The 16,844-nt window shown below is 68.8% G+C and carries 19 protein-coding genes; 9 read left to right on the top strand and 10 right to left on the bottom strand.

Annotated elements, in window-relative coordinates; genetic code table 11:
* Window positions 1-111: 111 nt before the first annotated feature.
* Both QZV72_RS11440 and QZV72_RS11435 read right to left on the bottom strand, forming a co-directional pair.
* The gene (locus tag QZV72_RS11440) at window positions 112-762 is read right to left on the bottom strand and encodes a hypothetical protein (RefSeq protein ID WP_297008589.1); all 651 of its coding nucleotides are present in this window, start codon (window positions 760-762) and stop codon (window positions 112-114) included.
* Window positions 762-956, bottom strand: coding sequence for a hypothetical protein (locus QZV72_RS11435; protein WP_297008587.1), 195 nt, complete (start codon window positions 954-956; stop codon window positions 762-764). Before QZV72_RS11435 ends, QZV72_RS11440 begins: the two co-directional genes overlap by 1 nt.
* 148 nt (window positions 957-1,104) lie before the next feature.
* Between QZV72_RS11435 and QZV72_RS11430 the strand changes: the two genes are divergently transcribed.
* The 4 genes from QZV72_RS11430 (at window position 1,105) to QZV72_RS11415 (ending at window position 5,262) form a co-directional block, all read left to right on the top strand.
* Window positions 1,105-2,127 (top strand): magnesium and cobalt transport protein CorA, encoded by a 1,023-nt coding sequence (locus QZV72_RS11430; protein ID WP_297008585.1) that lies wholly within the window; start codon window positions 1,105-1,107, stop codon window positions 2,125-2,127.
* Between the two features lie 70 nt (window positions 2,128-2,197).
* Window positions 2,198-3,469 (top strand): magnesium transporter MgtE N-terminal domain-containing protein, encoded by a 1,272-nt coding sequence (locus tag QZV72_RS11425; RefSeq protein WP_297008584.1) that lies wholly within the window; start codon window positions 2,198-2,200, stop codon window positions 3,467-3,469.
* An 86-nt stretch (window positions 3,470-3,555) separates the two neighbouring features.
* Window positions 3,556-4,098, top strand: a complete 543-nt coding sequence (locus tag QZV72_RS11420) for a DUF1003 domain-containing protein (RefSeq protein WP_297008583.1) — start codon at window positions 3,556-3,558, stop codon at window positions 4,096-4,098.
* 30 nt (window positions 4,099-4,128) lie between these two features.
* Window positions 4,129-5,262 (top strand): Mrp/NBP35 family ATP-binding protein, encoded by a 1,134-nt coding sequence (locus tag QZV72_RS11415; protein WP_297008607.1) that lies wholly within the window; start codon window positions 4,129-4,131, stop codon window positions 5,260-5,262.
* A 45-nt stretch (window positions 5,263-5,307) separates the two neighbouring features.
* Here the strand turns inward: QZV72_RS11415 and tatB are convergent, their stop codons facing one another.
* From tatB to sigE, 3 genes are read right to left on the bottom strand one after another with little or no spacing between them, the layout of a single operon-like run.
* Window positions 5,308-5,850 carry a Sec-independent protein translocase protein TatB gene (gene tatB / locus QZV72_RS11410; RefSeq protein ID WP_297008582.1) on the bottom strand — a complete coding sequence of 181 codons (543 nt, stop codon included), beginning with the start codon at window positions 5,848-5,850 and terminating at the stop codon, window positions 5,308-5,310.
* 45 nt (window positions 5,851-5,895) lie between these two features.
* Window positions 5,896-6,291, bottom strand: coding sequence for a zf-HC2 domain-containing protein (locus QZV72_RS11405; protein ID WP_297008578.1), 396 nt, complete (start codon window positions 6,289-6,291; stop codon window positions 5,896-5,898).
* Window positions 6,275-6,892 carry an RNA polymerase sigma factor SigE gene (gene sigE, locus QZV72_RS11400; protein ID WP_297008576.1) on the bottom strand — a complete coding sequence of 206 codons (618 nt, stop codon included), beginning with the start codon at window positions 6,890-6,892 and terminating at the stop codon, window positions 6,275-6,277. The genes QZV72_RS11405 and sigE overlap by 17 nt, the downstream gene beginning before the upstream one ends.
* Before the next feature lie 173 nt (window positions 6,893-7,065).
* On the opposite strand from sigE, the gene QZV72_RS11395 reads away from it, so the two are divergent.
* Genes QZV72_RS11395 through QZV72_RS11385 form a run of 3 tightly spaced genes read left to right on the top strand, consistent with a single transcriptional unit; the run spans window position 7,066 to window position 9,949 of the window.
* Window positions 7,066-7,743 carry an O-methyltransferase gene (locus tag QZV72_RS11395; protein ID WP_297008575.1) on the top strand — a complete coding sequence of 226 codons (678 nt, stop codon included), beginning with the start codon at window positions 7,066-7,068 and terminating at the stop codon, window positions 7,741-7,743.
* Between the two features lie 20 nt (window positions 7,744-7,763).
* Window positions 7,764-8,441 (top strand): DedA family protein, encoded by a 678-nt coding sequence (locus QZV72_RS11390; protein WP_297008573.1) that lies wholly within the window; start codon window positions 7,764-7,766, stop codon window positions 8,439-8,441.
* A gap of 20 nt (window positions 8,442-8,461) precedes the next feature.
* The gene (locus QZV72_RS11385) at window positions 8,462-9,949 is read left to right on the top strand and encodes a hydrolase (RefSeq protein ID WP_297008571.1); all 1,488 of its coding nucleotides are present in this window, start codon (window positions 8,462-8,464) and stop codon (window positions 9,947-9,949) included.
* Here the strand turns inward: QZV72_RS11385 and QZV72_RS11380 are convergent.
* The 5 genes from QZV72_RS11380 to dapE all read right to left on the bottom strand — a co-directional run bounded on the left by QZV72_RS11380 (window position 9,936) and on the right by dapE (window position 14,466).
* Window positions 9,936-10,832, bottom strand: a complete 897-nt coding sequence (locus tag QZV72_RS11380; protein ID WP_297008569.1) for a methyltransferase domain-containing protein — start codon at window positions 10,830-10,832, stop codon at window positions 9,936-9,938. The two genes, QZV72_RS11385 and QZV72_RS11380, sit on opposite strands and share 14 nt — an antisense overlap.
* Window positions 10,833-10,881: 49 nt before the next feature.
* The gene (locus QZV72_RS11375) at window positions 10,882-12,258 is read right to left on the bottom strand and encodes an aminopeptidase (protein ID WP_297008567.1); all 1,377 of its coding nucleotides are present in this window, start codon (window positions 12,256-12,258) and stop codon (window positions 10,882-10,884) included.
* Entirely contained in the window at window positions 12,255-12,467 is a 213-nt protein-coding gene (locus QZV72_RS11370; RefSeq protein WP_297008565.1) for a DivIVA domain-containing protein, read from the bottom strand. Before QZV72_RS11370 ends, QZV72_RS11375 begins: the two co-directional genes overlap by 4 nt.
* A 48-nt stretch (window positions 12,468-12,515) precedes the next feature.
* Window positions 12,516-13,232 carry a TIGR00730 family Rossman fold protein gene (locus QZV72_RS11365; RefSeq protein ID WP_297008605.1) on the bottom strand — a complete coding sequence of 239 codons (717 nt, stop codon included), beginning with the start codon at window positions 13,230-13,232 and terminating at the stop codon, window positions 12,516-12,518.
* 76 nt (window positions 13,233-13,308) lie between these two features.
* On the bottom strand, window positions 13,309-14,466 hold the full coding sequence (dapE, locus tag QZV72_RS11360; RefSeq protein ID WP_297008563.1) for a succinyl-diaminopimelate desuccinylase: 1,158 nt from the start codon (window positions 14,464-14,466) through the stop codon (window positions 13,309-13,311).
* Window positions 14,467-14,533: 67 nt separating this feature from the next.
* On the opposite strand from dapE, the gene QZV72_RS11355 reads away from it, so the two are divergent.
* Together QZV72_RS11355 and dapD are read left to right on the top strand one after the other, a co-directional pair.
* Window positions 14,534-15,988, top strand: a complete 1,455-nt coding sequence (locus QZV72_RS11355; RefSeq protein ID WP_297008561.1) for an amino acid permease — start codon at window positions 14,534-14,536, stop codon at window positions 15,986-15,988.
* A 30-nt stretch (window positions 15,989-16,018) separates the two neighbouring features.
* Window positions 16,019-16,844, top strand: an 826-nt coding sequence (gene dapD, locus QZV72_RS11350) for a 2,3,4,5-tetrahydropyridine-2,6-dicarboxylate N-succinyltransferase (RefSeq protein WP_297008559.1), incomplete at its 3' end; no start/stop codon positions are given.

Genomic DNA, 16,844 nt, shown 5'->3' with positions numbered 1-16,844 from the left:
CCTGCCGAGCAGGAAACGCGGAAGACCCCGGTACCTGCCCGGTACCGGGGTCTTCTGTTTTTCCGGGGCGGGCCGGGGCACGCCACCGTCATCTGCCCCGGCCGCTCCTGTCTATCCGTCCTGTTCCGCCGCCGCGTACAGGTCCCGGGTCGACACTCCCCCGGCGACGTCGTTGAGCGCCTTCCGGTCCTTCCGGTCCATGGTGGGTTTGCGGTAGAGGGCGACCGTGTTCTGCGGCAGCGAGTCGTCCCCGCAGGCCACCGCCATGCCTGGATCGGTTGCCTGCAGGTCCGTGGGCAGTGCAGACAGCATCGTCGAATGGGTGATGTCACGCCACGTGTCGCTGTCCGCGTCGCCGGCGTCCCGCGCCTCGCGGTAGAGTCCACGCAGCTCCCGCCCCTTGGCTGCGTCGAGGGTGTCGAGAAGTTCCCCGACGCACCCGGTGGCCACGGTCAGCTCTCCGTCCCGCAGCTGGCGGATCCGGTCGCCAGCTGCGACAGTGGCCCCGGTGACCGTGCGGCCGGCCTCCGACAGGGCATTCCCGTACTTCTGCGCCAGTGCCTGCTGCAGCGGGTCGTCGGTGGCCCCGACCGTCACCCCCGCCTCCGTCTCGACGGCGAGGGCTGCGTGCCCGGGGACGGTCCGTCCGGAGTTGCAGGACGCCAGCAGCGGTACCGTCAGTGCAGTCAGTGCCGTCACCGTCAACACGGCCACGGTGGTGCCGGTCCGACGGGGGGTGTGGCGCACGTACCACTCACCCATCAGAACCACACCACCAGGATGAGGACGACCAGGGCCGTCCAAGGGATCAACCCCCACCACCTGTTGCGGTCGCTGAGGAGCGCCCCGGTCGTCGCCGCCGCGCCGGCCGCGGCGTGCGGGATCCACAGGGCGTTTCCCGCGACGGCGAGAACCACTGCCAGGCCGCAGAGACCACCGGCGATCAGTCGGGTCATGGTTGTCAGTCACCCGGTCCTTCCCTCGGTTAGCTGAGTCCGTCCCGTCCAGAATAGTCACTTGTGCCGGAGGTGCACCGGTTCGCTTCGTCACAGCGCGGGGCCTCGTCACGGGCCTCGTCACGGGAGTATCTGGTTGACTGTCACCATGAGCCGTACCGCCCCCACCGTGGATGCCCGCTGCACCGTCTACCGCGCCGGTGGCGAGGGTCGTGTCGAACGGTTCGACCCGGCCGCCGTCGGGGACGGCGACGGACTGCTGCACGCACGGGAGTCCCTGCGGGACGGCGATTTCTGCTGGGTCAGCGTCACGGAGCCGGACGGCACTTTCATGCGCCACGTGGCAGACGTGTTCGGTATACACGATCTGGTCGTCGAGGACACGGTCGCCGCGCATCAGCGACCGAAGCTGGAGCGCTACGACAGTCAGCTCATGTTCGTGCTCCGCACCGTCAACTACACCCCGGGCGACGCCGGCAACGGCTTCACGCCGGACGTCACCACCGGTGAGGTACAGGTCATCCTCGGTGCTGATTTCGTGGTCACCGTGGGTCACGGGGCGACCCCGGACCCCTCGGAGCGGCTGACGGAGAACCTGGAACGGGTGTTTCTGCCGCAGACGGTGCTCTACACCCTGGCCGACGAGATCGTGGACCACTACCTTGAGGTGAGTCTCCGGCTCGAGGATGACGTCAGTGCGATGGAGACCACCGTCTTCGCCCCGGCCATCGGGTTCTCCATCGAAGAGATCTACCTGCTGATGCGCGAGGTGCTGGAGATCCGGCACGCCATCGACCCTCTGACGGTCGCACTGAAACTCCTGGTCACCGATCACGACCACTTCGTGGACGACAGCCGCAACTACCTCCGTGACGTCCTCGACCACCAGATCCTCGCCGCGGACCGGATCGGGAACTACGCCGAGCGACTGACCTCACTGGTGGACGCCGCAGCGGCGAAGATCTCGCTGCAGCAGAACACCGACATGCGCAAGATGTCCGCCTGGGCGGCGGTGGCGGTGGTGCCGACATTGATCGCGGGTATCTACGGAATGAATTTCGAACGAATGCCGGAACTCGGCCTGTCCTTCGGCTATCCGCTGGTCATCGCCATCATGGTGCTGTTCTGTGTCAGTCTCATCGCTCTGTTCCGGCACAACCGGTGGCTCTGACGCAACTGACCGGCGGTCCGGTGGTTGCACCGCTTCCGGCGGCGACGGGGCGTCCAGTATCCTCTGCTCTATGAGTGCCTCCCGCGTTTTCGCCGGCCGCCTGGCCGGGATGATCCTGCTCGGCGCCGACGGGGAGTCCGTGGGCCGTGTCCGGGATGTGGTCGTGAGTATCCGTGCGCGGCGCGCGCGTGCCCTGGGCCTCGTCGTCGAGGTCGCCGGAAAACGTCGGATCTTCCTGCCCATGCTCCGGATCGCCTCCATCGACCCGAAGGAGGTGACGATGAACACCAGTTCGGTGAGCCTGCGGCCGTTCAAGTCCCGCTCCGGTGAGGTCACCGTGATGGACGATCTCATCGGGGCCCGCGTCCACATCGATGATCCCGAGCACCATCATCTCTCCGGACGCGCGGTGGAGATCTCAGATGTCGAACTCGAGTTCACCCGCACCCGCGAATGGGACATCAGCCGGGTCGCGGTGATCACCCGTGGCCGTCTTGGCCGCCGGACCTCACCGACGGTCATCCCCTTCACCCACGTCCACGGACTGTCCGCGTCCGGTGCCGGGCCTCAGGACGCGGACGCCGAGCTCATCGCGGAGTTCAAGGAGATGCGTAACGCCGATGTCGCACAGACGCTGCACGACCTGCCGGTCGACCGTCGCTACCGGGTCGCCGGCGAACTCGCCGACGAGCGGCTGGCGGACGTCCTCGCCGAACTTCCGGACGACGAGCAGACCGCGATCCTCGACACCCTGACGATCGAACGTGCCGCGGACATCCTCGAGGAGATGGACCCGGACGATGCCGCCGACCTGCTCGGTGAGTTGCCGGATGACAAGGCCGACGTCCTCCTGGAGCTCATGGACCCCGAGGAGTCCGAGCCGGTCCGTCGTCTCATGGACTTCTCCCCGGACACCGTGGGTGCCCTGATGACCCCCGAGCCGATGATCCTCACCCCACAGGCGACCGTGGCCGAGGCGCTCGCCCATGCCCGTAACCCCGAGGTTCCGTTGGCGCTGAGCAGCCTGGTGTTCGTCGTGCGTCCGCCCCAGGCCACCCCGACGGGCCGCTATTTGGGCTGTGTGCATCTGCAGAAGCTGCTGCGTGAACCGCCGTCGACACTGATCGGCGGTATCCTCGACCTCGATCTCCCCGCCCTGCGTACCGGTGACTCGATCGAGACCGCCGCCCGCTACTTCGCCACCTACAACCTGGTGTGCGGACCGGTTCTGGACGACAACCAGCATCTGCTCGGCGCCGTGGCCGTCGATGACCTGCTCGATGATCTCCTCCCCGAGGACTGGCGAGACCATGACTGGCGGGACCACCGTTCCCCTGCCTGACCCCGCACGACCGCCGTATGATCACGGCCCGCCCGCTACACGACCACTGCACGACCACTGCACGACCACTGCGCGAAGGAGGACCCGTGCCGGACAACTACACCCGCACCGAGCTGGACACCCCCACCGGGGCACGACGGAGGAAGCTCTTCTCCTTCGACGGGGACGCCATCGGCGTCGGCGCCGAACGGGTCGCCCGTTTCCTCGGTACCGGGAAGTACCTGCTCTGGCAGACCGTCTTCGTCATCGTCTGGGTGCTGCTCAATGTCGGTGGCATGTGGTGGAACTGGGACCCCTACCCCTTCATCCTGCTGAACCTGGCATTCTCCACGCAGGCCGCCTACTCCGCACCGCTGATCCTGCTGGCACAGAACCGCCAGGACGACCGGGACCGCGTCTCGCTCAACGAGGACCGGCGCCGTGCGGCGGAGACGAAGGCGGACACCGAGTTCCTGGCGCGCGAGCTGGCCGGACTGCGTATCGCCGTGGGTGAGAACGTGACCCGTGACTACCTGCGCCATGAACTAGACGACCTCACGGACCTGCTCCACCGGATAGAGGACAAGCTCGAGGACCGCGAACACGACGACGACAGCCGTTCCGACGGCCCGCCTGACCGACCCCGCTGATCCGTCGTCGACGGGTGGTAGCATGGCGTGCTGATGTCTACTGTCACTGAAGACGCTGTCCGCAGCGCATTGTCGGCGGTTGAGGATCCGGAGCTCAACCGCCCCATCACCGATCTGGGCATGGTGAAGTCCGTGACCGTCAACGGGGACGAGGTCGCCGTCGAGATCTACCTCACCATCGCCGGCTGCCCCATGAAGTCCACGTTGACCGAGCGCACCCGGGAGGCGGCCGAGAGCGTCGACGGCGTCCGGAAGGTCGTTGTCACCACGGACGTGATGACCGATGAGCAGCGTCGTGAACTGCGGCTCAAGGTTCGCGGCACGACCACCGAGCCCGTCATCCCCTTCGCCCGGCCTGATTCAACGACCCGTGTCTACGCCGTGGCGTCGGGTAAGGGTGGCGTCGGCAAGTCCTCCGTCACCGTGAACCTGGCGACCGCACTGGCCGCGCGCGGGCTCAATGTCGGTGTCGTCGACGCCGACATCTACGGTCATTCCGTGCCCCACCTCATGGGCTCCACGGCCCGCCCGAACCAGGTGGACGACATGATCATCCCGCCGCAGTCGCACGGCGTGAAGATGATCTCCATCGGGCACTTCCTGGAGGGGAACTCCCCTGTCATCTGGCGCGGTCCGATGCTGCACCGGGCGATCCAGCAGTTCCTCTCCGACGTCTTCTGGGGTGATCTGGACGTGCTTCTGCTCGACCTGCCGCCCGGTACCGGCGATGTGGCGATTTCGGTCGCGCAGCTGGTCCCGAACGCCGAACTGCTCATCGTGACCACCCCGCAGGCAGCAGCCGCCGAGGTGGCTGAACGTGCCGGGTCCATCTCCCAGCAGACCCGGCAGCGCATCGGTGGTGTCATCGAGAACATGGCCGGGATGGTGCTCCCTGACGGCACGGTCCTGGATGTCTTCGGTTCCGGCGGTGGACAGCATGTCGCCGACCGACTCTCCGAGATCACGGGGTCACCGGTGCCGTTGATGGGGTCGATCCCCCTGGACCCGGATCTGCGCATCGGCGGTGACGTGGGAAACCCGATCGCGGTGTCTCAGCCTGGTTCGCCGTCCGGGGTCGCTCTCGGGAAGCTGGCCGACCAACTCGTCACCCGTCGACAGTCCCTGGCGGGGCGGTCGCTGAACCTCGGTGTCACCCGCAGCTGACGGTCCGCTGACCGACCGCTCCCCCTACCACTGATCGCGGGACCGTCAGAGCACGTCGCCGTCGTCCATCGCACCCCAGTCCGCACCGCCGCCGCTCCGCCCGGGGTCGGCGGCGGTGCTGTCCCCGGCACCGGTACCGGACGCTCCCGCCGGTGACGCCGGTGACGTCGGCGGCGTGGGCGGCGTGGGCGGTACAGAGGGCCTGGGAGCGGCCGGCGGCGCCGATGCGGGTCCGGTCGGCGCCGTAGACGACGGGCTACCACCAGTGGCAGCCTCGCTCACCCCGCGGGCCGAGGCCTCGATATCCCGGAAGAACTCGGGGTCGTCGTCGAGCAGGGCCTTGCTCACCAGACCCCGGGCACCCATCCGCCGTATCTCGTTGATCTGCGAGAGGGGTTTACGGAAGTCCTCGAGGTCCTCCGTGAACTCACCGCCCAACTCCTCCTTCGCCGAGGAGATCGCGTTACGGGCGGCGTGGATCATCGCCTTCACATCGGTGATGATCCGGGGCAGCCGCTCCGGCCCCACCACGATGATGCCGACGATGACCAGGACGAAGACCTCGCCCCATCCGACGCTGGAGAACACCGCGTTCCACCTGACTTCCTGTCTCGTGCCCTGACGCAGGTGATTCTACCGCCGACCCCGCCCCGTCTGCGAGACGCGCAGCAGGCGACGCACCGAGGTGGACACCCGGTCCCCCAGTGACTCCGGCCGTCGACAGCCGTCGACGCCCACCGAACCGTGCCCGTCGGCCTCGCCGGAGGCGGCGTCGCCGTCCCGGCAGGACGCCGGAATGCCGGTGAGCCGTTCGAGGAGCGGCCCCGGGGCGTGGACCTCCGACATCGTCCCCGCCTGGCTGCGCATCCGCGCCGACGCCTGACGCTGCACCCTGACCTCCTCACGGCACTCACCGCAGTGCACCAGGTGTGCTTTCGCGCGGTCCTCGGCACCGCGGGCCAGTTCCCCGTCGACGAGTGCCGCGATCGCCTCAGTGGTCAGATGACCGACGTCACTTCCCGGCCACATAGCTCAGCTCCCCGGAGGTACGGTCCAGCGCGGCCCGCAGCTGCGCCCGCGCCCGGTGGATCCGGGAACGCACCGTGCCCATCTTCAGTCCGAGTGTGTCAGCGATCTCCTCGTAGCTGAGGTCCAGCCCGTCACAGAGCACCACCGCCACCCGGAACTCGGGGGACAGATCGTCCAACGCGCGGCTCAGCGCAGGGTCGAGGTGGTTGAACTCGAAGACCCGCTCAGGTCCGGGGTGTTCGCCGGCGACACGCTCGTAGTCCTCGGGCAGGGCCTCCATCCGCACCGTCGACCGGTGGCGCACCATGTCGAGGAAGAGGTTGGTGGTGATCCGGTGCAGCCAGCCCTCGAAAGTGCCCGGCCGGTAGTTCTTCAGGGAACGGAAGACACGCATGAACGTGTCCTGGGTGAGATCCTCGGCGTCCTGACGGTTGCCGGAGAGACTGTAGGCCAGCCGGTACACACCGTCGGCGTGCTCAGAGACCAGCTCACCCCAACCGGGCATACCTGCTTCCCCACGGTCGAAGGCCCCGGTGCCGCCGACAGATTCGCCGTCGGGGCCGGCACCGGAGGTGGGCAGAGGGGACGTGTGGGGGGTCATGGGTTCCATTCTGGGACACCGGGATTGTGGCACGGTCCACGTGGGCTGAAGATTCGCTGTGAACCCCGGCGGGCCCCGCGGGGGGACCTGTTCCCACCGAATGTACCCCCGTCACCCCGACTCGCCGGCACCTCCTCCCCGGGCCGGCGGGGACGGCCCCTAAGCTGGCACCTGTGAATGTGAACACCGGATCCGCCCTTGACGCCGTGCGAACCTACATCAACGGCACCGCCGCCTCCGACGACGTCCTCGACCGGGCACGTACCGCCGCCGCCGAGTTCGGACTGCTGTACCCGGACGCCGCCACCGGCGAGTTCCTCTCGTTCCTCGCCGCACGCAGCGCCGGCTCGGCCCAGCCCGCCGCCGTGGTGATGTCCCCCGCCTGCGGTGTGATCGGCCTGCACCTGTTCGCGGGGTTCCGCGGTGTCGACGGGGAACCCGGCGGTCACGTCACCTGCATCGACCCCGAGGTCCAGCACCAGAAGCTCGCACGTGGGGCCTTCACCTCACTCGGGCTGCGGCCGACGGCCTTCCGCTTCGTGCCCTCCGCTCCGCTGGACGGGATCGGGCGTCTGGCGGCGGACTCCTACGACATCATCGTCACCGACGTGGATCCCGAGCTCCTCTCCGCCGCGGTGGACGCCGCCCTGCCGGCACTACGCCCCGGTGGTGTCCTCGTCCTCCTGGACTCCCTCCTCGACGGTGCCCCGGGCGATCCGTCACGCACCGACCGGCAGACCGGGGCCGCCCGCGCCGCCGAGTCCCACCTGCGGGATCTGGTGGACGCGGGTACCGTGTCCACCGCGCGGCTGCCACTGGGTGCGGGGATGACAGTGATCACCCGACGCTGAACGGTGCTATGGTTCCCCCGGTGGATTCCATCATCGACTTCTACCACAGCATCACCGACGTCGAGCACATCGTCGCCAGCTTCGGCCTGATCGGTATCGCCCTGGTCCTGTTCGCCGAGACCGGCCTGCTCATCGGCTTCTTCCTGCCCGGGGACTCACTGCTCTTCGTCGCCGGACTGTTCACCGGTGGCGACGACCCGGTGTTCCCGATCTGGCAGCTGCTGCTCGTGGCGGTCGTCTTCGCCGTGCTCGGCGACCAGACCGGCTACCAGATCGGGCGGTGGGCGGGACCGCCGATCCTTCGCTCCCGGGCGGCCCGGCTCATCGGTGAGGAGCGGATCGGTAAGGCACAGGACTTCTTCGCCACCCGCGGCCCGTACGCGGTCATCCTCGCCCGGTTCGTGCCCATCATCAGGACCATCGTGCCGGTGCTCGCGGGCATCAGCGGTATGCAGCGACGCCGCTTCGTGCCCTACAACATCATCGGCGGGATCGCCTGGGCCTGCCTCATCCCGATCGCGGGTTACTTCCTCGGCGGCGTGGACTTCATCCGCGCCCATGTAGACCTGATCATCGTGGCCCTGGTGGCGCTGTCCGTGGTCCCGCTCGCCCTGGAATGGTGGCGCGGCCGGCACCGGAGCGCGGACACCGCCCCCGGTGGGGCCGGGACGGTCCAGGTCCCGCCGCCCGCTGTCTGAGCCCTGGTATACAGGGGTTCGTGAACAGCTTTCGACCCGAACTCCATGTGACCGCGGAAACCGGCGTCCTCGAGGCACCGGCCGGAGCCGTCAGACAGGGCGATGCCCTGCATGTCTTCCACCAGTTCCGTCCCACGCCGGACTCCGGTGCACGGTGGGCGCACCAGGTGGCCGCCGGCCTCCCCTACGGCTGGGACGTCTGCGATGACGTCCTCGCCCCCGAGGGCGACGAGACCGACTGTCTGGCAGGGTCCTCCGTCCCCGTCGGCGACGGCACCGTGGAACTGTTCTTCGTGACCACCACCCCCACCACAGACGCCGTGGTCCGGGGCTCCGACCTGCCGCACAACCGGCGTGGGCCACGTGACTTCCGCATCCAGCGCGCCCGGATCACCGACCTCGACCTCATCTCCGCGGAGGTCTCCGACGACCCCAGTCTCGTCCGACGGGAGGTCGAACGGCTCGGCCCCGTGACAGTCGACGACACCGCCCACCCTGTGACGGCGCTTGTCACCCCCAGCGTCATCCGCCACGACGGACACTGGCTGATGGTCGCCCTGGATCTCACCGACGACACCGCCGCCGACATCGTGGTGCTCACCTCTGCCGACCGGCAGCACTGGACCGTGCTCGGGCCGCTGGAGATCACGGGGGCGACCGTGCCCGGAGGCCGTCCGTTCGCCCCACGCATCGTCACCATGACCGACGAGATCACCGGGGCCGACCGTGACGTCCTGTTCATCACCTACCCCGTCACCGGCGGTGAGAACGCCGGCTACCTCATCGGAACCCTGACCGGTACCGTCTTCACCGTGGAGACCGGCTTCCAGCTTTTCGACCACGGCCACGACTTCACCCGCCCCAGGGTCGTCCAGGGCGCCCAGCCGGTGATCCTGGGCCTGGTCGGGACCTTCCCGGACACCGACCCCGGCACCTGGGCCAACTGTCTGTCGGTGCCCCGTTTTCTCGCCCTGCGTGGTGGCCATCTGCACCAGGACATCGTCGGTGTCCCTGCGGCGGTGCGTTCGTACACGGACCGGGCGGCGGTGTTCACCGCTCAGCTCGACGTCTCTCGGGGCGCGGTGACCGTCTCCCTGGTCGACGAGTCGGACGGGATTCTCGCGACCGTGCGTCATTCCGGGGACCGTGTCGAGGTCACCCGACCAACCGCCGACGGGTCGGGCGACACACGCACCGCCGCACTCGCCGACGGCGACTCGGACACACTCACCGTCCTCGTCGACGGCCCGGTGTGCGAGGTTTTCGCCGACAGCGGGCTGGTATCTCTGACCAGTTCCCTCGCCGGGGACGCCGCCTTCGCGAGCTTCCGTGTGGACACCACCGCCGGGGCACGTGTCCTGTCCGCCATGGAGTCACTGGGGCGCCGCCTCCAGCGCCGACTCGCCCACCTCGACGACCCGGAGGAACAGGAACGCCTCATCGCCGAGGCCGCCCTGGCCGACAGGGATCTGACCGCCGCAGACGCCGAGACGCCTAGGAGCCGTTGAAACCCAGGGTGCGGGGGTCACGGGCGAGTCGGGTCACGGTGGCCCGGGCGGTGACCTCCATCACCGGAGGGAGTTCGGCGATGCGCTCGGCGAGAACCTTCGGGTGGATGTGGCGGGCAGAGGGGCTCATCCCGATCTGGGCCGCGATGGACGCCTGGTCCAGGTTCATCACGAACTCGAGACGCTCCGGCTCACCGACCGTGACCAGGTAGCCGGACGCCTGGGCGATCATCCGGTCGACCTTGCCCTCCTCGACGTCGATGATGCCCAGCGGCGCCCGCAGTTCGGCGAGGTGTCCGGCGTCCGGGGTGAGGACGACGACCTGCCCCTCGGGGGTGAGGACACGTGCGAATTCGGCGGCGTTGCGCGGGGCGAAGATGACGGTCATGACATCGATGCTGTCGTCGAGTAGTGGCAGTCTGGACCAGGCGTCCGCGATGACCGCGCCCACCCGGCGGTGGCAGTGCGCCAGTCGTTTGGCAGCCGGGACCGAGACATCGATCCCGATTCCCCGCGATCCGGCGACCGCGTCGAGTGTGTGCGCCAGGTAGTAGCCGGTGCCGGCACCGATCTCCACGACAGACGGACGGTCCGCCTCGGTCCGGCGGTTGTCCTCGAGAACGTCCGCGACCGCGTCGGACACCGCCTCGACGAAGGGGGCGAAATGACCACCTGCGAGGAAGGCCTCACGGGCGGTGATCATGTCGGCGTCGTCCCCGGTGTAGCGCAGGCCGGCACCACCGGCGAGGGTGACGTAGCCCTGACGGGCGACATCGTAACTGTGGCCGGACCCGGAGACAACGGTCCGCCAGGACCCGTCCCCGGCGCGCAACGGGGTTCCGTCGACCGGATCGGCGAGCAGATCGATGACATCGGACAGCACGGTTGGGGATTCTCCTCGTGAAAAGCCGATCGGTGACGATCGGTGACGGTTATCTACGCAGCCACTCTACAAGGCTACGTGCCGGGAAACCGGTGACCCCGGTCACTGTGTCGCCGGGCGGGGTCACGGCTGCGGCGGGACCGGCGGTGTCCAGGTGGATGTGCGGGACATCCCCGGTGAACCCCCGGAGGTACAGCGCCGAACGGAGGAGGTCAGGCCCATCGGGTTCCGGCGCGATCTCCGCCGGCAGCGGCAGCGGCCACCACCGTTCCCCCACCTTCGCACCACGAAGGGTGAGACGGCGGGCCAGGACCGGGTCCCCGGTGAACAGTGCCCCGGTACGTGTGCCGAGGGCGACCTTGGCTCCGGTGGAGGTGGGCCCGGCACTGATGATCCGGCGCGGCCGGTGACGCTGCGCCCCGTAGGCCAGGGCGTCGGCGGTGGCCAGTCGGGCGATGGTCTCCGCCCGTCCGGTGGTGTCTCCGGTGAGGTGCAGGGTGGTGGTGCTCCCCCCGACGTGGGTGACGATCTCCGCAGGACGGCCCGTCAACGCGGGCCGCAGATCCGCGAGCCGCCCGGTCACCGGGACGAGACCGATGACCTTCTGCGGTGAGTGCAGGTGGGACAGTGCGCTGAGCACCGCGGGAACCACCGCCCCACCGACGAGCACGGCGTCCGGGCGGTCGTCGGTGAGTTCCCCGTCCGCGGCGGCGGGGTCCCAGGTGACTTCCACGAGCCCGGCGGCCTGTTCCGGGGCCGCGCTGGCGGTCCGGAGACCGCCGAAGCCCTTACGCTCCAGCCATTCGTCGGTGCGGACCTTCACCCGTATCCCGGGGCGGCCGTGGAACAGCGCCCGCGTCTGCTGGCGCCACCAGTCCGGTGTCATGGACCCGTCCGGCACCGCGCCGAGAGCCTCGGCCAGGGCTGCGGCTCGGCCGAGTTCCCCACCGAGCGCGAGCTCCCGGTCCGCGACGGCGACGACACCGGCGGGGACGGTGGACAGGTCGACCCGGATGTCCCGCACAGCCGGGACTGCGTCGACCCCCCCGGTGAGCGGCGGATGCCCCGCACCGACCAGCCCCTGGGCCAGGTTGCGCAGGTTACGTCGGGTGGTGGTCGCCGGGACACCGACCTGCACCAGGTGGCGCTTCGCCTTCACCGGGTGGACGGCGAGCAGTGCAGTGAGCCGGCGGATCAACCGGTCCCCCGCGTCCCGCCATCCGTCGTCACCGAGACGACTGTCCTCGGACAGGTCCGCGAAATCGGTGAGCTCGACCGGATGATCCGGGACGTGGGCCTCCCACACGCCGTCGGCGGCGGGCCGGACGACGGTGGTCGGTGCGGCGCTGACGACGATGCGGCAGCCGATGACCTCGGAACCGGTGACGGTGTCCCCGGACGTGAGAGTGGGGGTCGTGGTGTTCATTCGCGTGCTGTGCTCCTGTACTCGAGGGTGTCGAGGTAGCGGTCGACCTCCTCGATGTCGTAGCCGCGGCGCACCACCCGGAACCGGGGTTCCCCTGCACCGTCAGGCCGGCCCGGAGGCTCCTCGGGGAGCCCGAACGTGGTCTGGACCAGCGCCACGAGCACGAGCCCCACCAGCAGCGCGGCGATGACGGTGATGAGCAGGTACATGCCGGTCAGCCTACCTCACCGGGTGGTCGCCGGAGGTTGACGGGACGTTCAGCCCAGCGGACCGCCGGCATGGGCGGCGACCACCCGGGCGACGGCGTCCGCCGGGTCGTCGGTGAGGTAGATCAGGTCGGGGTCCCCGGCGCTGATGAGCCCCTCGTCGAGCATCCGGGTACGGATCCAGCCGACGAGGCCCTCCCAGTAGTCGGTACCGACGAGGACGATCGGGAACTCGCTGACCTTCCCGGTCTGCACCAGGACGAGGGCCTCGAAAAGCTCGTCGAGGGTGCCGAAGCCGCCGGGCAGGCAGATGAACGCCTGGGCGTACTTGACGAACATCGTCTTGCGGACGAAGAAGTAGCGGAAGTTGAGACCCAGGTTGACCCAGTCGTTGAGACCCTGTTCGTGCGGGAGCTCGATGCCCAGCCCGACAGACAGTCCCCCCGCCTCGGCACAGCCCCGGTTCGCCGCCTCCATGAGGCCCGGGCCGCCACCGGTGATCACCGCGTAGCCCGCCTCGTGGAGCAGGCGTCCGGTCTCGACCCCCGACCGGTACCACGGGTGGTCCTCGGCGGTGCGGGCCGAACCCCACACCGTGACGGCGCGCGGGATCTCCGCCAGTGCGCCGAAACCCTCGACAAACTCCGACTGGATCCGCATCACCCGCCACGGGTCGGTGTGCAGCCAGTCTGCGTCCGACTGCTCACCGAGCAGCCGCTGGTCGGTGGTCGTGGTCGGGGCGATCCGTCGCGCTTCACCGCGCCTCATCACCGGCCCCTGGAAGGTGAAGGCGTGGGAGGCGGGGTCGTTCGGTCGAATCGGTGCCATGTCGGGTCCTCTCGGGTCATGCAGGGGTGGTGAGGTAGTTGATGAGCTGGTCACTGACGGTCGTGATCATCTCGACCGGACAGTTCTCCTGGGGGGTGTGGCACAGGCCCGGGTCACCGGGGCCGAAGTTCACCGCGGGGATGCCCAGGGCGGAGAAACGGGCGACATCGGTCCACCCGTACTTCGCACGCACGTTGCCGCCGGTGGCGGCGACCAGTGCCGCTGCGGCGGGGCGGTTCAGACCCGGCAGGGCGGCCGGGGACAGGTCGTCGATCTCCAGCGAGAAGCCCTCAGCCGGGGCGTCGGGCGTACCGACGCCGAGGATCTCCAGGGTGTGCGCCAGAGCCTCCTCCCCTGACCGGTCCGGGGCGAAGCGGAAATTGACGAAGAGCCACGCCTCATCGGGGATCGTGTTGGTCGCCACGCCGGACTCCAGACGCACGACGTTGAGCCCTTCCCGGTAGACACATCCGTCGATGTCGACGTCGCGGGGCACGTAGGCCGCCACCCTGGCGATCACCGGAGAGAGCCGGTGCGCGGCATTGTCGCCGAGCCACGCCCTGGCGGAGTGGGCGCGGGTGCCGTGGGCGGTGACCTTCAGCCGGAGCGTCCCCTGGCAACCTGCCTCAATCACCGCACCCGACGGCTCCCCGAGAAGGGCGACGTCGCCGCTCAGCAGGTCCGGTTCGGTGTCCGCGACCTTCTTCAGGCCGTTGTGGCGTGCGGCGACCTCCTCACCGTCGTAGAGCACCAGGGTGAGGTCGTGGACGAGGTCGTCGGAGGACGCCAGCGTGACGAAGGCGTGGATGTACACCGCGTCACCCGACTTCATGTCCACGGAGCCGAGACCGTGGATGCAGTCGGCGCCCGTGGCGTCCGGTCCGCGACGTGACGGCAGATTGTCCGCCGGCGGGACCGTGTCGATGTGCCCCGCGAGGACGACGCGGGTGGGCAGTCCGCGATGGGTGCGGGCGATGACCGTGTTGCCCCGCCGGTCGACCGTCACCCCGGGGAGGCCCAGCCGGGAGAGTCCGTCCGCCAGGGCGTCGACGATCGCGGTCTCCTCACGGGACCGGCTGGGGATGTCGACGAGGGCGGCGGTGAGCGCCACCGGGTCGAGTGTGAGGTCGAGCATGGGATCAGGATGCGGGGTCTGCGCGGTCGTGTCGTCCATCGTGACCACCACTGTAGAGGTGCCGGGTGCGGGGCGTGGCAGCGGTACTGTGCCAGAATGACTATTCATGAGTAGTTCACCGGACGGTTCCGCAGCGTCGGCTGTGTCGGAGACCGCCACCACAGCAGAGACCCGGGGAGAACTCGGGCACGGTCTCAAGACCCGTCACCTGACCATGATGGGGCTGGGCTCCGCCGTCGGCGCCGGCCTGTTCCTCGGCACCGGTGTCGGCATCAAGGCCGCCGGCCCCGCCGTCCTCGTCTCCTACGTCGTCGCCGGGATCGTCGTCGTCTTCGTCATGCGGATGCTCGGCGAGATGGCGGCCGCCCGCCCCGCCTCTGGCACCTTCGCAACCTACGCCAGGCACGCCTTCGGCGGCTGGGCGGGGTTCTCCCTGGGCTGGTTGTACTGGTTCATGCTCATCATGGTGATGGGTACCGAGATCACCGGCGCCGGGGCGATCATGGGCGCGTGGTTCGGGGTGGAGGGCTGGATCCCCGGGCTGGTCTGCGTCGTCCTGTTCACCGTGGTCAATCTCTTCGCCGTGCGCGGTTTCGGCGAGTTCGAGTACTGGTTCTCGTTCATCAAGGTCGCGGTGATCATCTTCTTCCTCGTCATCGGCGTCCTGCTGATCTTCGGGTGGCTGCCCGGCCACGAGGCTGTCGGCACCGAGAACTTCACCCCCTTCGCCCCGGAGGGGATCTCGGGCATCTCCGCGGGACTGCTGGCCGTGGCCTTCGCCTTCGGCGGTATCGAGATCGTCACGATCGCCGCCGCCGAGTCGGAGAAACCCGCCCAGGCGATCACCGCCGCGGTGCGCGCCGTCGTGTGGCGCATCATGGTCTTCTACCTCGGTGCCGTCGTGGTGATCACCGCGCTGCTGGACCGGTCCACCCTCGACCAGGCCGAGGATGCTGCAGACTCCCCGTTCACCCGGGTACTGCGTATCGCCGATGTGCCTGCCATCGTCGGCATCATGGAGGTCGTCATCGTGCTGGCGCTGCTCTCCGCCTTCAATGCGCAGATCTACGCCACCTCGCGGCTGATGTACTCCTTCGCCTGGCAGGGCACCGCCCCCAAGGTGTTCCGGAAGACCTCCTCCCAGAAGGTCCCCATCGCCGCGGTGGCCTGCTCCCTGGTCTTCGCCTTCATCTCCGTAGGACTGCAGATCTGGGGTCCGGCGGACCTCATCAACATCCTCTTCAACGCCGTCGGTGGCTCACTGCTGGTGATCTGGATCATGATCGCGCTCTCAGAACTGAAGCTGCGTCCGGTGATGGAGAGGGAGGGGTCGCTGAAGCTGAGGATGTGGTTCTGGCCGGTCCTGCCGGTGGTCACCCTCGTCGCCCTGGCCGCGCTCACCGTCCTCATGCTCTTCGACGAGACCGCCCGTCAGCAGGTCGTCACCGTGGTCATCGCCTTCGGACTGCTCTCGGCCGTGGGCTTCTGGGTCACCCGTGACCACGACCGGTTCGCCGACGATTCCCTGACGGACCGCAGCGGGGAGACCACGCAGCAGTGACGGTGGCCTCCCCCGCTACACTGTGGTGCCATGACCTCTGCTTACGGAACCGGCATCGCGACCCTGACCACTGACGGCACCGTCCTGGACGTGTGGTACCCCGAGTTCGGCCTCGGGGCCGCCCCCGCCGAGCCCCTCGACCTGACCCACCTGGAGGACGCCGACCCCGACCGCGGCGTCCACCGCACCGTGGTCCACACCGTCATCACCGACCTGTCCGTCGCCCCGGCGGACGCCGCCGACGCCTACCTGCGTCTGCACCTCATCTCGGGACGCGCCCTGCGACCCCACGGTTGCAACCTCGACGGTGTCTTCGGCACGCTCACGAATGTCGTGTGGACGAACTTCGGCCCCTGCGCCGTCGAGGGTTTCGAGGCGACCCGGGCGAAGCTCTCCGCCCGTGGTCGCGTCACTGTCTATTCGGTCGACAAGTTCCCCCGCATGGTCGACTACGTGCTGCCCACCGGTGTGCGCATCGGTGACGCCGACCGTGTCCGCCTCGGCGCCCACCTCGCCGAGGGCACCACCGTCATGCACGAGGGATTCGTCAACTTCAACGCCGGCACCCTGGGCAGTTCGATGGTCGAGGGCAGGATCTCCGGCGGCGTGGTCGTCGACGACGGCTCAGATGTCGGCGGGGGCGCCTCCATCATGGGTACCCTGTCCGGTGGTGGCAAGGAGGTCATCTCCATCGGCAAGCGCTGCCTGCTCGGGGCGAACTCCGGCGTGGGCATCTCACTGGGCGATGACTGCGTCGTAGAGGCGGGTCTCTACATCACCTTCGGCACGAAGGTCGCCGTCGACGGGGAGACGGTCAAGGCGTCCGCCCTCTCCGGGGTCCCCGGCCTGCTCTTCC

Source organism: uncultured Corynebacterium sp. (genome assembly GCF_902782855.1).
GTDB lineage: Bacteria > Actinomycetota > Actinomycetes > Mycobacteriales > Mycobacteriaceae > Corynebacterium.
The sequence above is the reverse complement of the archived record's forward strand: the minus strand, read 5'-3'. Positions and strand labels throughout refer to the sequence as shown.